16 protein-coding genes are annotated in these 20,229 nt (G+C 44.0%); 6 read left to right on the top strand and 10 right to left on the bottom strand.

Annotated elements, in window-relative coordinates:
* Positions 1-38: 38 nt before the first annotated feature.
* The 3 genes from ACYQ4O_RS00395 to ACYQ4O_RS00385 are packed head-to-tail and all read right to left on the bottom strand — an operon-like array spanning position 39 to position 3,843.
* On the bottom strand, positions 39-653 hold the full coding sequence (locus tag ACYQ4O_RS00395) for a response regulator transcription factor (protein ID WP_460174416.1): 615 nt from the start codon (positions 651-653) through the stop codon (positions 39-41).
* Positions 653-2,431, bottom strand: coding sequence for a sensor histidine kinase (locus tag ACYQ4O_RS00390; protein WP_460174415.1), 1,779 nt, complete (start codon positions 2,429-2,431; stop codon positions 653-655). The genes ACYQ4O_RS00395 and ACYQ4O_RS00390 overlap by 1 nt, the downstream gene beginning before the upstream one ends.
* On the bottom strand, positions 2,428-3,843 hold the full coding sequence (locus ACYQ4O_RS00385; protein WP_460174414.1) for an FAD-dependent oxidoreductase: 1,416 nt from the start codon (positions 3,841-3,843) through the stop codon (positions 2,428-2,430). Before ACYQ4O_RS00385 ends, ACYQ4O_RS00390 begins: the two co-directional genes overlap by 4 nt.
* A 268-nt stretch (positions 3,844-4,111) precedes the next feature.
* Here ACYQ4O_RS00385 and ACYQ4O_RS00380 point away from each other — a divergent pair, with 268 nt between their 5' ends.
* The 3 genes from ACYQ4O_RS00380 to ACYQ4O_RS00370 are packed head-to-tail and all read left to right on the top strand — an operon-like array spanning position 4,112 to position 6,674.
* The gene (locus tag ACYQ4O_RS00380; protein ID WP_460174413.1) at positions 4,112-4,882 is read left to right on the top strand and encodes a creatininase family protein; all 771 of its coding nucleotides are present in this window, start codon (positions 4,112-4,114) and stop codon (positions 4,880-4,882) included.
* A gap of 13 nt (positions 4,883-4,895) precedes the next feature.
* A complete protein-coding gene (locus tag ACYQ4O_RS00375) occupies positions 4,896-5,156 on the top strand; it encodes a hypothetical protein (RefSeq protein ID WP_308513492.1) in 261 nt (86 codons plus the stop codon).
* Between the two features lie 9 nt (positions 5,157-5,165).
* A complete protein-coding gene (locus tag ACYQ4O_RS00370; RefSeq protein ID WP_460174412.1) occupies positions 5,166-6,674 on the top strand; it encodes a sodium:solute symporter family protein in 1,509 nt (502 codons plus the stop codon).
* A 152-nt stretch (positions 6,675-6,826) separates the two neighbouring features.
* Here ACYQ4O_RS00370 and ACYQ4O_RS00365 read toward each other — a convergent pair whose 3' ends face one another.
* The 6 genes from ACYQ4O_RS00365 to msbA form a co-directional block, all read right to left on the bottom strand.
* Positions 6,827-7,936, bottom strand: coding sequence for a 5-methylcytosine restriction system specificity protein McrC (locus tag ACYQ4O_RS00365; RefSeq protein ID WP_460174463.1), 1,110 nt, complete (start codon positions 7,934-7,936; stop codon positions 6,827-6,829).
* A gap of 202 nt (positions 7,937-8,138) precedes the next feature.
* A complete protein-coding gene (locus tag ACYQ4O_RS00360) occupies positions 8,139-10,529 on the bottom strand; it encodes an AAA family ATPase (RefSeq protein ID WP_460174411.1) in 2,391 nt (796 codons plus the stop codon).
* Positions 10,530-10,823: 294 nt separating this feature from the next.
* Positions 10,824-11,069 carry a type II toxin-antitoxin system RelB/DinJ family antitoxin gene (locus ACYQ4O_RS00355; protein ID WP_460174410.1) on the bottom strand — a complete coding sequence of 82 codons (246 nt, stop codon included), beginning with the start codon at positions 11,067-11,069 and terminating at the stop codon, positions 10,824-10,826.
* A 22-nt stretch (positions 11,070-11,091) separates the two neighbouring features.
* The gene (locus ACYQ4O_RS00350; protein WP_308513495.1) at positions 11,092-12,045 is read right to left on the bottom strand and encodes a DMT family transporter; all 954 of its coding nucleotides are present in this window, start codon (positions 12,043-12,045) and stop codon (positions 11,092-11,094) included.
* An 87-nt stretch (positions 12,046-12,132) separates the two neighbouring features.
* Positions 12,133-13,659 carry an SLC13 family permease gene (locus tag ACYQ4O_RS00345; protein WP_308513496.1) on the bottom strand — a complete coding sequence of 509 codons (1,527 nt, stop codon included), beginning with the start codon at positions 13,657-13,659 and terminating at the stop codon, positions 12,133-12,135.
* A gap of 255 nt (positions 13,660-13,914) precedes the next feature.
* Positions 13,915-15,717: a lipid A export permease/ATP-binding protein MsbA gene (msbA, locus tag ACYQ4O_RS00340; RefSeq protein WP_308513497.1), complete on the bottom strand. Its 1,803-nt coding sequence runs from the start codon at positions 15,715-15,717 to the stop codon at positions 13,915-13,917.
* A gap of 81 nt (positions 15,718-15,798) precedes the next feature.
* Here msbA and ACYQ4O_RS00335 point away from each other — a divergent pair, with 81 nt between their 5' ends.
* The 3 genes from ACYQ4O_RS00335 (at position 15,799) to dcuC (ending at position 19,149) form a co-directional block, all read left to right on the top strand.
* On the top strand, positions 15,799-16,743 hold the full coding sequence (locus ACYQ4O_RS00335; protein WP_460174409.1) for a glycosyltransferase family 9 protein: 945 nt from the start codon (positions 15,799-15,801) through the stop codon (positions 16,741-16,743).
* A 37-nt stretch (positions 16,744-16,780) separates the two neighbouring features.
* Positions 16,781-17,656: a DMT family transporter gene (locus tag ACYQ4O_RS00330; protein WP_460174408.1), complete on the top strand. Its 876-nt coding sequence runs from the start codon at positions 16,781-16,783 to the stop codon at positions 17,654-17,656.
* A 110-nt stretch (positions 17,657-17,766) separates the two neighbouring features.
* Positions 17,767-19,149 carry a C4-dicarboxylate transporter DcuC gene (dcuC, locus tag ACYQ4O_RS00325; RefSeq protein WP_308513500.1) on the top strand — a complete coding sequence of 461 codons (1,383 nt, stop codon included), beginning with the start codon at positions 17,767-17,769 and terminating at the stop codon, positions 19,147-19,149.
* A gap of 229 nt (positions 19,150-19,378) precedes the next feature.
* Here the strand turns inward: dcuC and ACYQ4O_RS00320 are convergent, their stop codons facing one another.
* Positions 19,379-20,152, bottom strand: a complete 774-nt coding sequence (locus tag ACYQ4O_RS00320) for a dienelactone hydrolase family protein (protein WP_308513502.1) — start codon at positions 20,150-20,152, stop codon at positions 19,379-19,381.
* Positions 20,153-20,229 lie beyond the last annotated feature (77 nt).

The raw sequence follows: 20,229 nt of genomic DNA, 5'->3' as shown, positions 1-20,229 counted from the left end.
TTTCTCTAGATTGGCAACGGGCGCTTTGCGCCCGTTTCTTAACTCTTCGCCTCCTGGAGGAGATTAACAAGCGCGACAGGAGTGTTGACTTGAAGTTTGTACTTTATTGAAGCACGGTGTACTTTCACAGTATGTTCCGTGATGCCTAACTCTATTGCAATTTGCTTATTTAGTAATCCCTTCACTACCAGCTCACAAACTTCTTTTTCGCGCATGGTCAAGCTTTCGAACTTCTCTTTAGCCAACTTCTTATTTCTTTGTAGCTCCCTCAGCGAACGGTCTGTCTCCAGAGCCTTCTCTACACTTTCTTTAAGCTTATCCGGCGATACTGGCTTAAGAAGAAACCCGCTAGCACCTCGCTGAAGAGTGTGAACTGCCATTTCAACGTCTCCGTGGCCTGTTAAAAAGATAATCGGAAGGCCTATCTCCTTCTCAGTCATAACCTGCTGCAGTTCAATGCCGGTCATTTCCGGCATTTTTACATCCAAAATTACGCATCCCGGAATTGCAGGATTATCTTCCTCCAAGAAAGAAAGTGCGCTGACGTACTCAACCACGTTGTAACCAAACATTCTTAGCATAAATGCTTCTGAATTACGGTATTCATCGTTATCGTCAACTATTCGGACGACTGCCATTCTATTTTTTGTCATCATTTTCTCTTTGGAAGTCGAATAAGAGCGTTTAATCCTCTCGGCTTATTTGGCGTGAGAACCAATTTCCCTCCGGCCTTTTCTACTATATCCTGGATGATTTTAATCCCCAGTCCCAACCCATTGGGTTTGGTGCTGGAAGTAGTCTTAGCAATCTTTTCAACGTCAGCTGCCGACAATTGTTTTCCATTATCGGCCACAACAAATTCAACGAAATTTCCAGCATCACGCACTGTAATTTCAATGACTGGTTTAGATATTGAATCTGTTGCTTCTGCAGCATTTTTAAGCAAGTTATAAAGCGACAGCTCTAATCCTCTTGGATCAATTCTGCAATCAGATTTTGTCCAAATGTTTTCTTTTAACGTTCCATGAAAATTTCCGCTTAGCTTCAGAGATTCTATAGAGCGGGCGACAACTTCTGAACAGCTGCATCTAAAGGATTTAACTTTGGACGCGTCCTGAGGATTCGCAAAGCCTCGAACAAAATCAATAACTGAAGAAGCTTGCTCCGACTGTTTGGAGATTTTATCTATCACCATTTTCACCAACTCCGGATTTAGGTCACCGGAGGTTAAATGGGCTTTTAATCCGGCCGAGTAGTTGCTTATTGCCCCTAGCGGCTGTTTTAATTCGTGGGCGATCAAACTTGAAATATGACTGATTACACTTGATCTCTCAAGTGCACTCAGCTGTTCTCTGCTCTTCTTTTCTTTTTGTGATAAGAGTTCCTTTTCCTTCAGGGCTGTTTTTAGCTCTAGGGTACGCAAATGAACCATTCGATTAACTCGAAAGATATGCCAGCAGACTGCAAGAATGAAAGAGATAAACAAAATAATTTCTGTAGAGAATCTTTTCCATAGTGCCCCCGGACGCCACTCCTGAAGATAAGCGTAGGGACCCAATGCTAATTTTTTAGTTACTTCGTCTAGACTGCTAAAACCGGAAGGATAACTCCAGCGGTATCCTTCCGGAAGTTCAGGCATCTTGTAAAGGGCCGCAGCAATTGCAGCCGCCATATCTGAGGAGCTGTTGGGATAAGCACCGACGACTATATTCGGATAGAGATTAGTCGTATGAACACAAGCTTCAGTTTCTTTTTTTCTGGGAGAAAGAACGCGTATCTGATCCTGCTGAATGATACCCTTCTTAATTGCGTCCTCTAACTCACAATACCCGAGAAGACCAACATCTGCAGCCCCCGAAAGGACAGCTGAAATGACGCCCGGACTTCTGAAGCCGACTTCTAAAATATCTTTAAGGTCTTTATCAATATTTAAACCTTTCTCTTTCATCCAATAAGTCAAGATCAAATAATCATGTTCAAAACCTTTTTCTCGGACAGCAAGAGTTTTGTTGTTTAGGTCCTTCTCATTTTTTATTTCATTTTTGTCTTTTCTCGTTATCAGTACCGCTCCGGTTGACTCCGTCGGATTTGCACTATGAGAAGGACTAAGCATACCGACGGCTGAGGCGCCATGTTCTAAAAGCTCCTTCCAGAAAAATAAAGGGGGAGCTATGAAGAAATCGAGTTCTTGAACCTTGGAATCGTTCTTCTGAATATCAACTTCTTTTGTTTTGATCAGATAGCCCGGAAGACTTTCTCTTAAATATTCCAAAGTCGGACCAATCAAGGTTGGCCACAGACCCGGGTTAAAACCTTCCGCAATTCCTATCAAAATTGTTGGACGTTTCTCTATTTGACCGACTTCAGCCGAGAATGCTGACGGTATAAATATTAAGAAGGTCAACAAAACTATTTTTGATATGAACCTCATATTCTGCCCACCTCCTGACCAGCTAATCTTCCTAAAGTGATCGAAGAAGACAGTCCATTACCGCCAAGCCGATTGTTACCGTGAACGTTTCCTACAATTGAACCGGCCCCGTATAGACCAAGAATCGGATGATTAGCTTCATCAAGAACCCGACACCGTTCATCGATGACTAATCCTCCTAGGGATTCATGAATTTTCATATTGACACGCACGGCCCAGAAAGGTCCGTGAGCAATTTTATGCAAAAGGTTTAGGCTAGATTTGCCAAAATCCAAATCCTTTTTGTTCTCCACGAAACTGTTATATCTTTCTACAGTGTCAACCAGCAGATCGGGAGGAATTGAAAGTTTGCTCGCTAAATCCGCTAAATTTTTCCCTTTAAAAACCGTCCCATGCTCAATTCCTCTCCAAAGATCTTTTTGTATATCGAGTTGGTAGTTCTTTACTGCTAAGTCATCTGCAAGTTCATATACCGGATTATTGCCTTCTCGGAAAAAAGCCTCGGTAATAGCTGGACGAAGCGCATCTTCTGAAACGAATCTTTTTCCTTGAGAATTAATAAAAATAAACCGAGAGACATTAAGGTGCAGATATCCTTGAGATTTAAAATTCCCAGGCGGTCTAGGCAAGCAGAGAATTCTGTCTAGTCCGCACAAAGCCGCCCCTTTTTCTTTTGCAAGGAGCAACACCTCTCCGCTCGATCCTTGTTCGTTGTCAGACTCTAATTGTTCATATTTAGGAGAAAATCTTTTGATTAAACTTAAATTTGCTCCGAAACCTCCTGCACATAAAATGATCCCATATCGACCTTTGTATTCTTTTTTATTACCCCTATCTGTCGATGTAATCACGACATCCATTCGATTACTCGTTCGCTGAATATCGATGACCTTTTCGTTGAATACAAAATAAACTCCAAGTCGAATAGCTTCGCGGTACAAAGTTTCAACGTAACCGTTTTGTAGAGGTTGATAGCACCTTCTCCACAAGGAATTAGAGTTTATGGCTGTTTTATCAAAAGACATTCCGAGGTTCCCTAGCCATGCCAAAGTTTCGGGTGCTCTTGAGACAAAAGCTTGAAGAACAGCAGGGTCGGCCAGGCGTCCTCCGGAATCATATGACTGTCTGAAATGATTCTCAACGGAGTCGCCAAAAGATGGTTCTCCGCTTGGAGACTTACTGGAAGCAAACAGACCTCGATCAGAGTGAGTATTCAAGCCCACTCTAGCCCTTTTCTCAATCACTACAACTTTGAGACCTTTTTTGGCTGCACTGACAGCGGCTGCCAAACCTGCATAACCTCCTCCAACAACAATTACATCTGAAACAGTCTCCTTCGACTTAAACCAAAAAGCCCCCACTGACCCACCGACCACCAGCGTTGCCATCCCAATAAGTGTTCTTCTAATCATTTGTTAGAACTAAGTCTTAGCCTCGGTTAAATTAGAGATACAGTAATTAATTCGAAGGTTCTTTTTGAGAATTATTTACGCGATAAATCGCAAAATCTCTCCGATCTAACTTCAATTTCAACCTTCCTCACAATTTACTTTTATCTAATACCACCAAAAAACTTTTCACTTCAAGCAGTTAGGGTTTTCCTATGTTGCTATTTTGAATTTATCAATAATTAATTCCTACAATTTTTTTATCCTACCAATCCCATTAATGGAGAAGAACATGAGCGTCTGGCTGCAAACAAAAAGCTGGGAAGAAGCCAAAGAAGCCATTAAACAAAGTAAAGGCGTGGCCATCGTCCCAATCGGAAGTGTTGAACAACACAGTTATCATCTGCCTGTCGGAACTGATACTTACGTTGCAATGACAATTGGGGGAGAAGCCGCTGAAAAAACAGGCGCCGTTCTCACTCCTCCGGTTTGGTTTGGCTGGAGCCCTCACCACATGGTGCTTCCCGGCACACTTACAGTCAGGCCCGAAGTGCTCTCCGAACTGACTTACGACATCATCAAATCCTTAGTAGCCCATGGTTTGAACAAAGTTATCCTTATCAATGGTCACCGCATTGTCAACGTTGTCTGGATGCAACTATGCGCTCAAAAAGCTCAGTCCGAACTCGGCTGTACCGTCAAAATCTTTGATCCGGCCTACATGAGTAAAGACATTGTGAAGAAACTCGGATTCGGGCCTGTTGGTCATGCAGAAGAAATTGAAACCTCTCATATGATGGCCCGCTATCCTGACCTAGTTCATCTTGAAAAAGCCGTCGATAATCCGATTAAAGACACTCCGCTTTACTCGGTTGATCCAACTTATGAACATGACACGCTTTGCTATGTTCCAAGCACTTTAGAACATGCAAAAGCAGCCGCTGAAAAGTCTGGCGGATGCACAGGCGAACCGAGCAAGGCTGACGCCGAACGCGGACAAATCTACCATGATCACTTAGTTGAAAACCTGGTCAAGGTAGTCAAAGATTTGCAGAACTCATAATCCGGGAGGCCCCATGAAAAGCCTAGGACACAAACTCTTTTACGCCATTTTGTTTGTGAGCGTGTTGATGGTCAATCCGCCTATCGTCTTTTGGGTCAATGATTACTGCACTGTTCATCCTTTAACCTTTGGCTGGCCAACCATGTATTTATGGCTGGAATTTTGGTTCCTGGTCATGATTGCCAATTTTGTCGTGGCAGCATGGAAACTTAAAGCTTGGAACTGCCGTCAGGACAACCGTCCAATCGAACAAGTCGCCCGACCGGAGCTGTAGGAGCCAATCATGAATGTAGGTTTAGTTATTCTTGTTGTCTATCTGGTGGTGCTTCTTGGCATCGCGCTCTACGCATCAAAGCAAGATAAGAAAAACATCAAAGATTTCGCCACCGGAGGCGGACTTGGAATCTTCATCCTCACCCTAACCTTCTCGGCCACTTACCACAGTGCTTATGCCTTCATGGGCGCCGGCGGATTTGCTTATAAAAACGGTATCGGCTGGTGGTGCAACGGTTTATGGACAGTTCTCCCGGGAGTGCTCTTCTGGGTTTGGGGCCGTAGATTTTGGTATCTCGGCAAGCGTTACGGCTATCTTTCCATCTCTGACTACGCCTCTGACGTCTATCAATCTAAAACTATTGGGCTGTTGGTAACCTTGATCACCATGGTCTTCACCATTCCATACGTGGCTATTCAGGCCATCGGATGCAGCTATATTTTCCAAACAATCTCCGGAGGTATGCTGAGCTACACCGTCGGTGCTCTCATCTTCTTCGCTCTGATGATTGCTTTGGTATGGCTCGGAGGAATGAAAGGCGTAGCAATTACCGATGCTGCACAAGGTGTCTTCATGTTTGCCGGCTTACTCGGCGGTTCTCTTTGGGTAATCCTTGCAAACTTCCCTTCCGTTGCTGATGCCTACCAAGCCGCCTACGCTCATACACCGGAATTATTCACGATGCCCGGACCAAATGGTGTGGTTACACCACAAGACTGGATTTCTCGTTGGGTGGTAATTACATTTGGCATGATGATGTTCCCGCAAGTCACATTGCGTTTCTTTGCAGGAAAGAGTCTGAATGTCATGAAATGGTCGGCGGTATTCTCTTCAATCTATCTGACGATGATTTATGTATTTACCCCATGCGTCGGAATGATTGGTCGTTTGTTGATGCCGGATATTGCGGCTCCGGATACGATCTTCCCGGAATTGCTGCTTAAATACACACCTGCTGTCTTTGCAGCTCTTATCATCAGCGGTGCTTTAGCGGCTGCCATGTCCACCGGCGACTCCCAGCTTCATGCAACTTCCACGATGGTAGCCACGGACATCTACAAGAAATACATCAACAAAAACTCCGATGAAAAGACGCTTTATAACGCAGCAAAAGTCGGTGTGCTGATTATCGGGCTTGCCTCCGTCGTCTTCGCATTAACTCGCCCTACCGCTCTGGCAGACTTGTTGGTTCTATCCAACGGCGGCGTTGCTGTCTTGGTTCCAACAGTTATCGGCGGACTTTATTGGAAGCGAGCAACCAAAGAAGCTGCTTTAGCATCAATCATCATTGGTGAAGTCTGCATGATCAGCATGACCTTCATCTTCAAGATCGCACCATTTGGTTTATCAGGTGCTTTCTGGTCCATGATGATTTCTCTAGCCATCTTCATTGGAGTTTCTCTCGTTACCAAGCCGCAGGCTCATACTGCTTCCGTAGTTGATTCTCTTAACAACTTCTTCACTGAAGAAGATGAACCAAGGAAAGAAACTGTACCTGGAAACCTGGTAGTGGATTAAACTTTCCGCCCTTTCATCCTGAGCATCTTCTATTGTCTCTCATTAAGATGCTCAGGAATGACCCAAAGTGCATGCATTCCTTAATCTGGCTGGAAAACGCCTACTTATCTTTTCTATTTCACTTTTCTACCAACAACCTTTTCTTAGAAGATCTATTTTTGAACTATGAGCTTCTGAGGTAGCTTAATTCCAATCTTATAGAGGTCTTCGAAAAGGTAGTCAACCTCCAAATCATCAAAATTAAAATCTTCTTCCTTGCCTTGATCCGAGTAGAGAATCACACAAGGGATATTCGAATGAGGCTCAAAGTTTAAATATTTTCTAATTGGCAAATATCTGCTATAGCCAGCAAGCTGTTTGCCATCTTCCCATAGGGCTGATTCTCGGGTAGCGTACCGCAGCTTATATTTTGCATCTGCGATAAAGGTTCCTAAACTCAGTTCCGAATCTCTTATAAGAAAATCGGGCTCCTTGAACCTAAATCTCAGGTGGTAGTCAATTTTTCCTTCTCTGATTGACTTCTTGAGTTTCGAGAAAACGTATAACTCAAACAGCTTGGTCATGTTTATCCAGTATGGAGGCACTCTCACCGTTGGTACAGCATCCTTCGATTTACTCAATCCTTCCAACCTCAGGATTAACTGGGCTAGCCTTACTGGTTCTCGATATTTCTTGAAAAAAGGACTCAACTTAACCCGATTCAATGCCTTTCCTCTTTCTAACGGCCTTATGGTTTGAAGTTTTTTTGAAATCAATGTCGTTTTTCTTCTCAAAGATGGATCTTGCTGATAAAAATCTCTATTTCCATCTAAAAGTCGTTGACTTGCTAGAAAGGCTGTTTTTAAAAGTTGATTTACAAAAACATTCTCATCGAAATTTTGGTGAGCACAAACGAATTCTTTTGCTAAGGGTAATCCGTCTTTGCATTTAGAGACAGATGGAGAAATGAGAATTTTCCCTTTGATTTTGTTGTTGTACTTATCGACTTCTTGACGAAAGGACCTTAGAAGTCCTCTTCTTAAAAGATTCTCAAGAAGGGAGACAAATTGAACAACCAAAAATAAAGTTAGACCTTCTTCCTTTGCGCTGATCTCCATAGACTCTTGGGAAAAGTCGATTTTAATCAAGTTGCTCAAATGCCCTTCTACCTGAGGTTCCTCAAGGGCAACTTTCAACATCTGAAAGTAATCTATCTCCACCTCGGAATTATCGAGTTTAGGCCTGATGCGGAAAGGTACTTTGCCGGGAACTAGCCAGCTCATCCCAACAAAGTATGAAGTTTTGAGATGTGTTTCTTCTTTGTAAAGCGAAAAATCAAAGACCTCTTGATTCTCAAATTCGTTACCCGGAAAGAATTCCTTTCTTGTCCAATGCTCCCCTTTTATCTTCGCTAATTCTTCCTCAGAGAGAATCTTGGCTAGGTCAACTCTTCCGTCATAATGCTCACTAAACTCCAACATATTTTTAAGCCGCCAAAGAATCTTTTATTTCCAGAATTCTTTGCTTTGCATGTGGCTGCAAAATTCCATCAGCCAAGTACTCTTCCAAAATTGGCAGAATTTCGTATTTGAAACGTTCAGCTATTGGCATTTCTTTCGTTTCAATAAAATAGCTGTGTCCAATCCAGACGTCCAATGGATCGTACTCCGGAGATAAATATTGACTTGGCTCAAAGGGTGCTTCCAAATTAGAAACAAACAAAGAACTCACTTCCTCAAAAAGCTTCGAGTTAAATCCCGGGACATTCAACTTCTTAGGACAAACTTTGAAAAAAGCAAACCTTCTTCTTAGAGCGTAGTCCATCATGCCGATACTTCTATCGGCTGTGTTCATTGTTCCCAGGATATATAAATTTGGTGGAAGGCGGAACTCTGTATGAGAGTACGGAAGAGTGATTGCGACCTCAGTAAGTTGTCCTTTTCGTTTATCGGATTCAAGTAATGTTATTAGTTCCCCAAATATCTTGGCTACATTTCCGCGGTTAATTTCATCAATGACGAGAACAAACGGTTCGACTTCGCGTTTAGATGAAAGATGTTGGGCTTCTTTACTCAGAACGCCCTTCTCTTCCAAAAATTGACGCAACCGCGCAGAAGAAAACTTTAATTCATAAATAGCAGAAAGCGTTAACTGCTTACCGTCATTAAGCTCTTCAATGTTTAGCGGGGCCTCTGATTTTTTTCTTTTGTATATCCATTTAACCGCACGCTTTCTTGGATAGTCACCAAGATCATCGTCCCACTCAGGCTCTCCTGTGATAATACCAACCGCATCGGTCTCTGTGGAAGAATAACAAGAAAGAACAACGTCCCCTTTTTGCATTCTTTCGTAAAAGGCTTTCAAGCTAGACTTGCCATTAGTTACGGTAGCCCAGTCAGTAATATCTTTATCCTGTTCTGTATAACCAATGGAAATAAAGTTCTCCTCCAAGCATTTATCCCTTAGAGGATTCTCTCGTGTCTTGCACAGGGATACCTTCCATACAGAAACGTTGTCGCGAATCAACGGAACGGAGGCATCCAACGAACTGTTTTCTTTTGATAATATCTTCTCACATATTTGTCTAATTACGCCTGGACGAACTTCAAGTGTCAATTTATCGGAGGACTCTTCTAGATCTTCTGCTGGTTTGTACCCTTCAACAAAATCTTCATAGTCAAATGACGGATGGAAAGTACAGAAAATCACTCGGCCCTCGTTTTGAAGTTTTCGAAATTCTTCTATTACCTTCCCCCTGCTAGCTCCGGTCGTATACTTACCGCAAACGGCACAAACGATATCAGGAACTAAGAAAGTCTTCCCTGTTCCGGGAGCTCCTTGAAGAACAACGTTTTTCTTAAACTTTAGCAGTTTCAAAATCTCTTCTACTTCAGGTGGCATCATCGGTTCTCCCTTCAATGGTACATCTTCATCGATATAGGCTTTTAAGAAGGTATCAAAGGAGGAAAGCTCTTTGAACGTTAATCTAAGAATTACCTTTCCTTGTCTAAGTTCTTCTACTTGATTTAAAAAAGAAGCTCGCTCTTCTTGAGAACTGTATTCGTAAATCTCGACATTTTCTTCTCCCAAAAGTTTTCGGAGTTCGGAAGGAAGAGAAGGGGTATAAATCTTGAGATTCTTGCTGTCTTTAGTAACGAGAAAAAGTTTTCCCGATTCGTGAGAAAAAAGTTGAGATTTAAGAGTTTCTTCTCTTCCTTCATCTTTTCCACCAACGGCCTCGAATCCCAGTTCGACAGCTAGGTCTTGGGCAGAAATCCATAAGAAGTTGTCCAAATAGTCATTGATAAGAAAAGAAGCGTCCCAGAAAGCAGTATCTTTATATTTTTTGGCAAGGAGCTCCTGTCCTTGACTTGAGGTATCAACTTTTGGACTTTTCTTAAATATATTTCTAAATGCTGAAATGCTAAAGACGGGATAAATCCAAGGATCCTTCGGGTCTTGGTATAAAAAGGCAATTTTCCAAAAAACTGCCGGACCAAAATATTTATTTTCCAAATCTTTCAGAGAATCTAGATCTTTTGCTCTGGAGAAGCTGGCGATCGATAAGATAAATGTTTTGAGTTCTGTAAACGCTTCTTTCGGATCTTGCGGCAACGATGAACTTATTTTCAGTTCCTTACCTTCTCCTTTCGGTTTGTAAATGAGAAATTTCGCGCAGGTCCCTCCGCTTATGCTCCCTAGTAGTTTGGTGCCTTGCTCAAGCCACCAGGAAAAGTTATCTCTGCCTCCTCCCCCAAGGAAGTACTCATCTAAAGCGAGAGAAGAGAACTTTTCATAAGGGAAGCGATCTAGAAAAGCACCCCAAACTTTCGTTGCTTGTTTTTCCCATTCATTCTGGTCAAGCCCTAATACCAATTCAAACCTCCCACACTCGTTCAAGTACAGACTGTGAATAATATTTTCAACAGAATACACGGAACGATCCAGAGCTAGGAACCGAAATTATCCAAAGGCTGTTCTGAACATACCTATTAAGTAGAATTACTAACTCTAAATAACTAGATTTCGAATACGTTCTCAGATTCTTGGAAGATGAAGTTTCGAAAATACTATACAAGAACCACTTTATTCAGGCGAATCCTGAACAGGCTTGACTCAAAAAACACGCAAGCGGATAAATGCCCGCCTCGAATCTTCTTCTACTTGACTTTATAGGTCCTCAAGCTTGACTCGAATTGTTCCTGTTTCCTGAAGCCTTTTACTGGCGACGGCGACAAGCTCATCATCCTCTTCACTAGCTCTGATTTTTCGAAAAGGAATTTCTTCAGTTTCGGCTATGTAAGTCAAAACTTGTTGACAAAGTTCCTCAACAGTCATTCCATTTGTTTTCAATACGGATTTTGCTGAATCCAATGTTTCTTTTGAAACTTCAAAGGAGATCAGAACATCTGCCATTTACCGCTCATCCTTTGTGTGCTCACGCACGGTTTCCACTGTTCTCTGTCGAGGCTTTCACAATGGTCTGTACAGAAGCTGCACCGTTTGTTGTAGAGGATGCCGCAGCTTTCTTTTTAGGTGAAATTTTGCGGACGAGATAACTAGCAAAAATTCCCGAAGCCACAATAATGATCATGCCGACGACAACCGGAAGGGTCACAGGTTCGGCAAACAAAATTTCGCCGAAGATAGTGGAAAACAGAATCACGGAATACTGCAATGAACTGGACAAAACAAGATTTCCTCGGCTGAAAGCCATTGTCAAGCACAACTGTCCGAGATTGGCGCATAAGCACAATGCGAGAATGTAGATAGCGCTGGTCCAAGTCCAAGCAGAAAATCCGCCAGTCATCACAACGCCCACGGTACCGGCAACCGCCCCCATTGAAACCAGATAGAAAATAATCCTCGTTTCCGGCTCCATAAGCACGCCTAAACGTTTAACGAACCCGGATGCCGTTGCAGTACACAACCCTGCAAATAAACCTACACAGGCTGCAAAATACTCATGCGGGCCAATCGTTGGTCCAAGCATGATGACAACACCCAAAAAGCCGGTCACCAAAGAGGCAATTAAGCCCCAATTAATGCTTTGGTGTCTGAACAAAGAAAATCCGACTACGCCCGCCCCTAAGAACAAAGGAGCCGTAAAGTTCAGCGTCATCGCCAGGCCAAGATTTAAATGCATCATGGAATAGATGCCGGCAAGAATGGATGCTGTTCCTGCCAGTGAACGGATAATATGCTCGACAGGATGAGTCGTCGTCACTCGTATGCCTTTGGCCCTCATCAAGATATAAAAGACAACTACGCCGAAAACGGATCGGTAAAAAAGAATCTGCCAAGAATTGATAGAACATTCACCGGCTAACTTGATGAATACACCATAGAGCGCGTAAAAAACGCCCGCTACAAGCATCCAGAGGGACTGCATTTTTTATTCGAAATTGAGGGAAGAAATAGTTACGGCCTCTGATCCTACTCGCATCAGAGGCCGTTTCTTAAAGTTTTGCTTAAAGGATTACACCGGCAGCTTGAAAACGTCGCCGAGGACAATACAGACCAAACTGATCACAATAATAGAGATAACGTTCAGCCAGAAACCTGCTCTAATCATTTCACCAATCTGGATACGGCCGGTACCGAAAATAATGGCATTCGGCGGAGTGGCAACCGGCATCATGAATGCAGCGGAAGCACCAATGGTGGTAACGAGAAGAACTTGTTCAACCGGTACACCGAGAACAGGAGCTGCTGCAGCCAAAAGCGGAAGCATAGTCGCAGCCAATGCGGTATTGCTGGTAAATTCCGTAGCGAACACAACCAGAGTACAGACACCGAAGAGAACGAGCCATACCGGCAATCCGACGAAAGCAGTTGCTTGAGCAGCGATAAGAGAAGCTGCGCCCGTAGACTGAATAGCTGCTGCCATGGACAAACCGCCGCCGAAGAGAATCAGCACGTCCCAAGGAATATTTTCGCAGTGTTCCCAGTCCAAAACTCTTTCGCCACGCTTGAAGTTCGTCGGAATACAGAAGAGAGATACGCCTGCAGCCATCGCAATAACGGCATCGCTGACCTGTTTGAACGGACGAGTGCCGTCTTCAAGAGTAAAGGAGCGGATAGGAGAACCGAAGCACCACAAAATAACGGTGATTACAAACACAACCAATACAGCCTTTTCCCCCGCGGAAAGCTTGCCGAGCCTTTCGAGCTCATGAGCAATCCACTTCTTACCACCGGCAATTTCTTGGATTTGGGTTTTGAACAAAACCTTTGTCAGGAGAAGCCAGGCTAAGGGCAAGAGGATAAGCACGATTGGCATACCGACTTTCATCCACTCGACAATGGTCACTTCCATGCCGTATGTCTGTGTGACGAAGCGAACAAAGATACCGTTCGGAGGAGAACCGATGATAGTACCCATACCGCCGATGGAAGCTCCATATGCAACGGCTAAGAGGATACAAATACCGAAGTTCTTTTCGTCTTTAGTAATGGTAGGAGAATCAGAAGCTTGACGAATTACGCTCATGACGGCCATGGCGATAGGAACCATCATCGCAGCAGTTGCCGTGTTGGAAACCCACATGGAAATAAAGGCGGTGGAGAGCATAACACCGGCGACGATGGCACCCGGAGAGGTACCGACAATACGCATGGTGTTAAGCGCAATACGCTTATCCAGACCCCAACGCTGAATACCGGCAGCCAAAAGGAAGCCGCCTAAGAAGAGGTAGATAGTGTCGGAAGCATAGGGAATTAAGGTTTTAGCAAGTGTGGTAACGTCGCACAAAGGATAAAGAATGATTGGCAGAAGAGCCGTTACAGCAATAGGAACTGTTTCGGTAAACCACCAAAGAGCCATCCACAAGAGAATGGCTAAACATGCTTTTGCTGAATGGGTAATTGTGACTACCTTACCTGCTCCGTCAACGTAGGAGTCAGGCAACACGAAGTACAACAACAGGGCAAGAAGCGGCGCAAATATAAGGGCGAATCTTTTCGAATTTCTCGAAAAGGTTCCCATTTGTGTCGTATTCTCCATAGGAGCTCCTGATTTAAAATGAGGCAAGAAATTCAGTTAAGTTTCTGAACAACACGAAACTTAATGAAACCAACTTCAGTATTTATACACAAAAAAACAAGAATTCTTGAATTTTAGAAGAAAAAATTTTCAATTTACGTACCTGCAATTCCACATTACGGAATTTTCATTCCGTTACATGAACAGTATTGTCCGTCTGGGGAAATGACGAAAGCCGCCGAAGCAGCTTTCGTCCATTAAAACAAAGTACGAAAATTAAGCGTTGGACTTTGTTGAAGCGTCATGAGGGCTGGCTTCCTTAGTCTCATGAGCTGATTTATCATTGAACTGAATGTTATAGAGATGAGCATAATGTCCGCCCTTCTCTAAAAGTTCGAAATGCGTACCGCATTCGACAATCGCACCGTTGTCTAAAACCACAATCATATCTGCGTTAACAATTGTGGAAAGGCGGTGAGCCACGACAAAGCTTGTTCGGCCGTGCTGGAGCTCTTCCAGAGATGCCTGGATATATTTTTCGCTTTCCGTATCAAGCGCACTGGTAGCTTCGTCTAGCAAAAGAATAGGAGCGTTCTTCAATAAGGCTCTTGCAATAGAGACTCTTTGTTTTTGTCCGCCGGACAGTTTAGAACCTCTTTCACCGATAACCGTGTTAAGACCCTCGGGAAGACTTTCAATCAAAGGCATCAGATAAGCAGCTTTCGCAGCCTGAATAATTTGCTCCTCGGTTGCGTTTTCTCCTGCTCCGTAAGCAATGTTTGCAGCAATCGTGTCGTCAAATAAAACGACATCTTGAGTTACCAAAGCAATCTGGTCTCGGATGCTCTTTAACGTCAGCTGATTTTGGGATATGCCGTCAAAAAGAATTTCTCCGCTGTTCGGGACCAAAAAGCGTGGAATAAGGTTAATCACCGTTGTCTTACCGGCCCCCGAAGCTCCTACTAGGGCAACCATCTGGCCTGCTTTAACTTTGAGATTGAAGTTAGTCAAAGACGGCTGTTCAGCGCTCGGATACTTATAAGAAATGTTCTTAAACTCGACATCGCCCTTAATTCTGCCGATTTCTCTGTCTCCGGGATCCTTTTCAGTCGGAATATCCATCATTTCATACAAGCTGGCAGCCGCTGCGGACATTCTGGCGATATTGCCGTTCAAGTTGGCAAGCTTCTTAATAGCAGGAAGCATTAAGAGCATGGCAGAAATATAAGTAACGAACTCGGAGAAGCTGAGCATGTTCTGCTGAGCCTGGATAAGAGCGACAAATACCACCACGGCAACACCAATCATGCTTACAATCTGCGTCAGCGGTGTACCAAGACTTTGAACAACCTTGCTCTTAATGGCTAAACCCTTAAGCATTCGGTTGACGTGAGAAAATCTTTCTTCTTCGAACTTATAGGCGTTGTAAATCTTAACCAGTCTCTCGGCCTGATAAATTTCCGTCAAAAGAGAAATCATAACGCCGAAAGTCTGCTGGTTTGTCGTCTGGAGTTTCTTCATTCTTGTGCTGACGGCTTTAAGAATAAGAATAAGAAAAGGGCCGACCACCAAAGTCACAGCCGTTAACTGCCAATTGTGCCAAAGAAGCAGGAACAGCAAACCGATAACCTGCAGAGAGTCGCGGATCATTACCGTCAGAACTTCAGAAGCGCTGCTCAGGGCTTGGCTTGCTTCATTAACGTATCTTGAGATGACTCGGCCTGAAGATTCTTTCTGAACGGTCTCATCCGGCCAATGAATCATTTTCTCAAACATCTCTGTGCGGACTTGCAGAAGGACAGACTGGGAAACTTTTTGCAGAAGATAATTGCTGCCGAATTGACCTGCACCGTGAAGAATAGAAATACCGATGAGAGCCAGAGGAGCCCAAATGGCTACCAAACCGTTCTTTTCGTAGAAGCCTAAGTCTGTCAGTTTTCCTAAAAGCATCGCCATCAAAGGAGAGGTCGAAGCCGATAAAATCATGGAAATCAATGCCGCTCCAATAAGCCACTTATATGGAGGCAGATAGGAAAACAGTCGCCGTAAAGGCTCTTTCTGGAATTTTGTCGTGTCCAAGGCTTCCTCTGAAAGACAAATTAAAAGTATTATTCTAAATTGATTACACTAAGCAAATTACACAGCTATAGAAACAAAAGTATGTCCAAATTATTCGTTCGCCTTCCCAATCATATTGGCGATGCCTGTATGTCTATGCCCGCTTTGGACCTTCTGGAAGCCTCCGGTTTCGATCTCTGTCTCGTTGGCAAGCCCTTCGTAGGAGAATTATTCGAAGGAACGTTACGCCGTTTTGATCCGATTGAAGGCAACCTTCTTGAAGATATCCGCCGTATTAAAGAACTGGCAGCTTCCGTTAAAAACCCGAAAGGACTCCTTCTTCCTAACTCTCTAGGCTCCGCTCTCCTCTTTACGGCGGCAGGCATTAAATGCACGGGCTACGGCACCGACGGACGTTCGATTCTTCTTGAACATGCCATTCCAAAACCACCGAGAATGCACGAAGTAGAAAGATTTTGGAATGTAGCCTATAAAGCATTAGAAGCTTGGGGTGTAAAACCGGCCTACGACAAACTGCCGAAGAGATTAAATATGAAACTGGCCCAGAGAAATGAGGCCGGCGCCAGAAACCTAATCTCTAAAATCAACTTGCCTGAAAAATTTGCCATTTTGGCTCCTATCGCAAAGGGCCGGCATGAAGGTAAAGAAAAATACTGGAAGCACTTCAACAAATTGGTCGCTCCCTTAAAAGAAAGAGGATTGACTCCGGTCGTTTTCCCGGCAAAGGACGAAATTGATGCCGTTAAGCTCGCCGCTCCGGATGCAATAATTTATGAACCAACATCTTTGGGCAATTTTGCAGCTTTATGCTCCCGCGCGTCTATCGTCATTGCTAACGACTCAGGCGTTAGTCACATTGCTTCTGCCGTTCATGCGCCGCAAATTACCATTGTCGGCGTAACTGATACTGACAGAACAAGTCCGTGGAGCGATTTGAATATGATTGTAGGCAAAAAAGGCCAGTGGCCGGAAGTCAATGAAGTCATTTCTGCCATTGATCAGGTATTGTCTAAGACTAAATCCTAATCAGAAAGCATTTTCCAAATACTGAGAAAAGCCTCTTATGCTGATTCAGTCGTTCTGGGCCTTAGCAGCCGCCGCGTCATTCTCGACTATGGCGGCTTTCGTTAAATTCTGCAATGCAACCTTCGGGCCGTTGGAGTTGGTTTTTTACCGCTCTTTATTCACCCTTGTCTCCATTTATGCAGTTGTCCTCTGGAACGGCTATTCACTCAAAACTACTAAGGTTAAAGGGCATCTTATTCGAGACTCTCTTGGCTTTGCTTCAGTTGCCATTTGGTTCTTTACCCTAGGAAAACTTCCTCTCGGAACCAACATTACGCTGACATATACAACTTCTTTATTTCTGTCAGCCAACTTCATCATCCTCTCTCTTATCCGTAAGCTGCCGATTCCTTGGGGTGCCATTTGGTCCATAGTTTTAGGCTTTACGGGAGTCGTAACAATTCTGCAGCCGTCTTTCCGCGACGGTGATCTAATCCCTGCCCTCCTCTGCTTATGCGTAGCCTGTCTTGATTTGGCTATTTATTGGCAAGTAAGAAAACTCGGCAGAGAAGGAGAACCCTCCTGGCGTATTGTTTTCTACTTTGCGTTGTTCTGCACCTTGGCAACGTTTTTCGGCGTATTCATCTTCGAAGACGGCTTCCATATTCCCGATACTCAGTCCTTCTTATGTCTGATGGCGATGGGAGGATTTGCCACGCTAGGACTCATTTCTGCAACCCGGGCTTGGGTTGGCGGCAATATGCTTTTAGTCTCCTGCCTAGGCTTTTCTGCTATTCCGTTCTCAGAACTCATCAGCATTGTTGTGTTCAACAATATCCCGGGCCTATACACCATTGTAGGAATGGTATTGATTCTTATAGCAGGCCTTGCAGCAACTATTGTCACTAAACGACAAGAACAAAAATTTAAGTAGCCCTTAAGGAATAACCCGAGAAAAACTTTAGAGACTCGCCAATTTAAGGTTTTTTGTGTGATAAGTTCTAAAATGTATTACAAATTATTACACGTCCTACGGGAGATTCTATGCAGACTATTTCTCTTTGGCTAGCTGTAGCCATCGTATTTCTTACCGGATGGGCCATCATCAAAAAATATCAGGTAAACATGGTCTTGTTTTTGGCCGGTTTCCTTTTGAATGTTTTGGCTCTCTTCAACGGCACTTCAGATTTCCTTCCTAAGAACGCCACACCTACCGGCCTCTTAGGTTTTGATTTATTTGAACTGTTCCGTGCCATTAGCCGTACACAAATCGCCGGTGTCGGCTTCATCATCTTGGTTTCCGGCGGTTTCGCTTCTTACATGCAGGTTACCGGCGCTTCCGACCGTTTCGTAACGGTTTGCGCAAAACCGATTTCCTTGCTTAAGAATCCGTACTTGATTTTGGCATTCGTCTTTATTCTCGGTCACTGCTTAGGTTTGGTAATCACCTCTGCCGCCGGCTTGGCAATGCTGTTAATCGTCACTGTCTATCCGCTGATTATCAGTGTTGGATGCTCTCCGCTGGCTGCCGCCGCTGTCGTTGCCAGCGTACTGTGCGTGGGCTATGCTCCGGCTTCCGGTGTTGCCGTGATGGCTGCTGAATTGGTCCACCTTGACCCGGTTCATTACTTAGTTTCCTATCAGCTCACGATGGCTGCTCCTGTCGTCCTCGTAATGGCTCTCACTCATGTTATCGTTCAGCGTTACTACGATAAGAAAGACGGTGATAAAGGCGTTGTAGCAGATCTTGCTGAATTGGAAGCCAAGAGAAAAGAAATCGAAAAGACTCCTCTTATTTACGCTTTCATGCCGATTCTCCCGCTTGTTCTTCTGTTGATCTTCAACAAGATGGTCTACAAGACAATTACCATGAACGTTGCCACTGCCATGTTCCTGTCTTGGTTCGTCTGCTTCTTGATTGACCTCGTTTACAGAAGAGACGCTAAGAAGTCTTTCGACCTCTCCTTTGCAATGTTCAAAGGCATGGGCTCCATCCTGACAAGTACTGTCGGCCTTATCTTCGTTGCAGCCTTCTTCGCTAAGGGCTTACAGAACGTCGGTTTGATTACATACCTCATCGACGTTGCTAAGAACTGCGGTTTGGGCGTCACAGGTACAGGTGTTGTACTTTCTGCCATCATCGGTTTGGTTACTGTATTGACAGGTTCCGGCGTTGCCGCTTTCACAAGCTTGGCACACGTTATTCCGAGCGTTGCAGAACACCTTAACTCCGACGGTATCGCCATCATGCTCATGATGCACACTGCTTCCGAAATGCTCCGCGCTATTTCTCCGGTTGCCGGCGTCATCATTATCGTGGCAGGCTTCGCACAAGTAAATCCGCTCCAAGTTGTAAGACGTACTTGGATTCCTTGCGTAGTCGGTTATATCACTATGTTGATTGTCGTCAGCTTGCTGTTCGGTTAATCTAGCTTTCCTATAAGCGGCAGCCGCTGAATTCTTTCGAAGAGTTCAGCGGCTGTTTCTATTCGGTGGTCTGAAACCAATTTGTTTTCAATTTGATTCTGGGAGGGCAAGAAGCCCTGGCTGCCTCCGTTTTGAAAAATATCCAAGTAAAAACTAACCTCCTCGATCCTTCATCAAGGAGGCTTACAATTAAACCGATTAATCTTCTGTTATGCAGTTCAAATCGAAATTAATACTTCAATACTTCATCAATAAAACTCTTGATTGCAGTGCGTGCAACAGGCAAATTAAAGAGTGTATGCGGCGCAGTCGGCAACAAAAGTATTCTTGCATTAGGATTGTTCTCTAAAGCTTTTCCTGCGTGTCCTTGAGCGTTAGGATTGTTCAAATAAGAGTTCTTTTGACTAAAGAACTTATCTGCCGCACTCATAATGTTCAACACCGGCATGTAGTCAGGAATATTTGTACCGTGTGCTTTTACGTGATAATTATCTTCACATGACCAAGAGAAAATCATTCTGGCGTCTTCAGGATATTCTTCGCGTGTTTCATAACGGGCAACGCAGACGCCGCCTTCGCTTGTACCGGCAATAAATACGCGTCCGTCGTTAAACGGCAGATCAAAAATATGAGCCATAGCGTATTCAAGTTCTTGGAGTCTCATGGCATGAATATCTTCATAGTCTTCCGGAGGAATCGGAGATGAATAAGTAATGCGGTCTGCGAGCTGCATGGAGTCAGGTACGACCATTGCAACGCCTAGAGAGTCGGCAAGCCAGTTACCTAAGAGTCTTGTTTGTTCATTTACGCCGGAGCTGCCGTGCATGAAGAGAACGACAGGATACAGGCCTTCGATAGGAGGAAGTGCAGATAATTCGCTGACAATCGGTGCACCGCCCGGATTAGGAATAACACAGTAAGCATGATCGAAAGTAGCTTTGAGAGAGTCGTCAGTGTGCTTACGGACGGAGCCTTTGATAGAACCGGTATATTCAATAGTCATAACAAGCCTCGGGAATAAAATTACAAGAGGATTGTAGACCGAATCCGATACAAAGAAGAATGATTATTTAAGAGAAG

It is taken from the genome of Turicimonas sp. TL08 (assembly GCF_054660695.1).
This window is presented reverse-complemented; position numbering and strand designations above follow the sequence as displayed.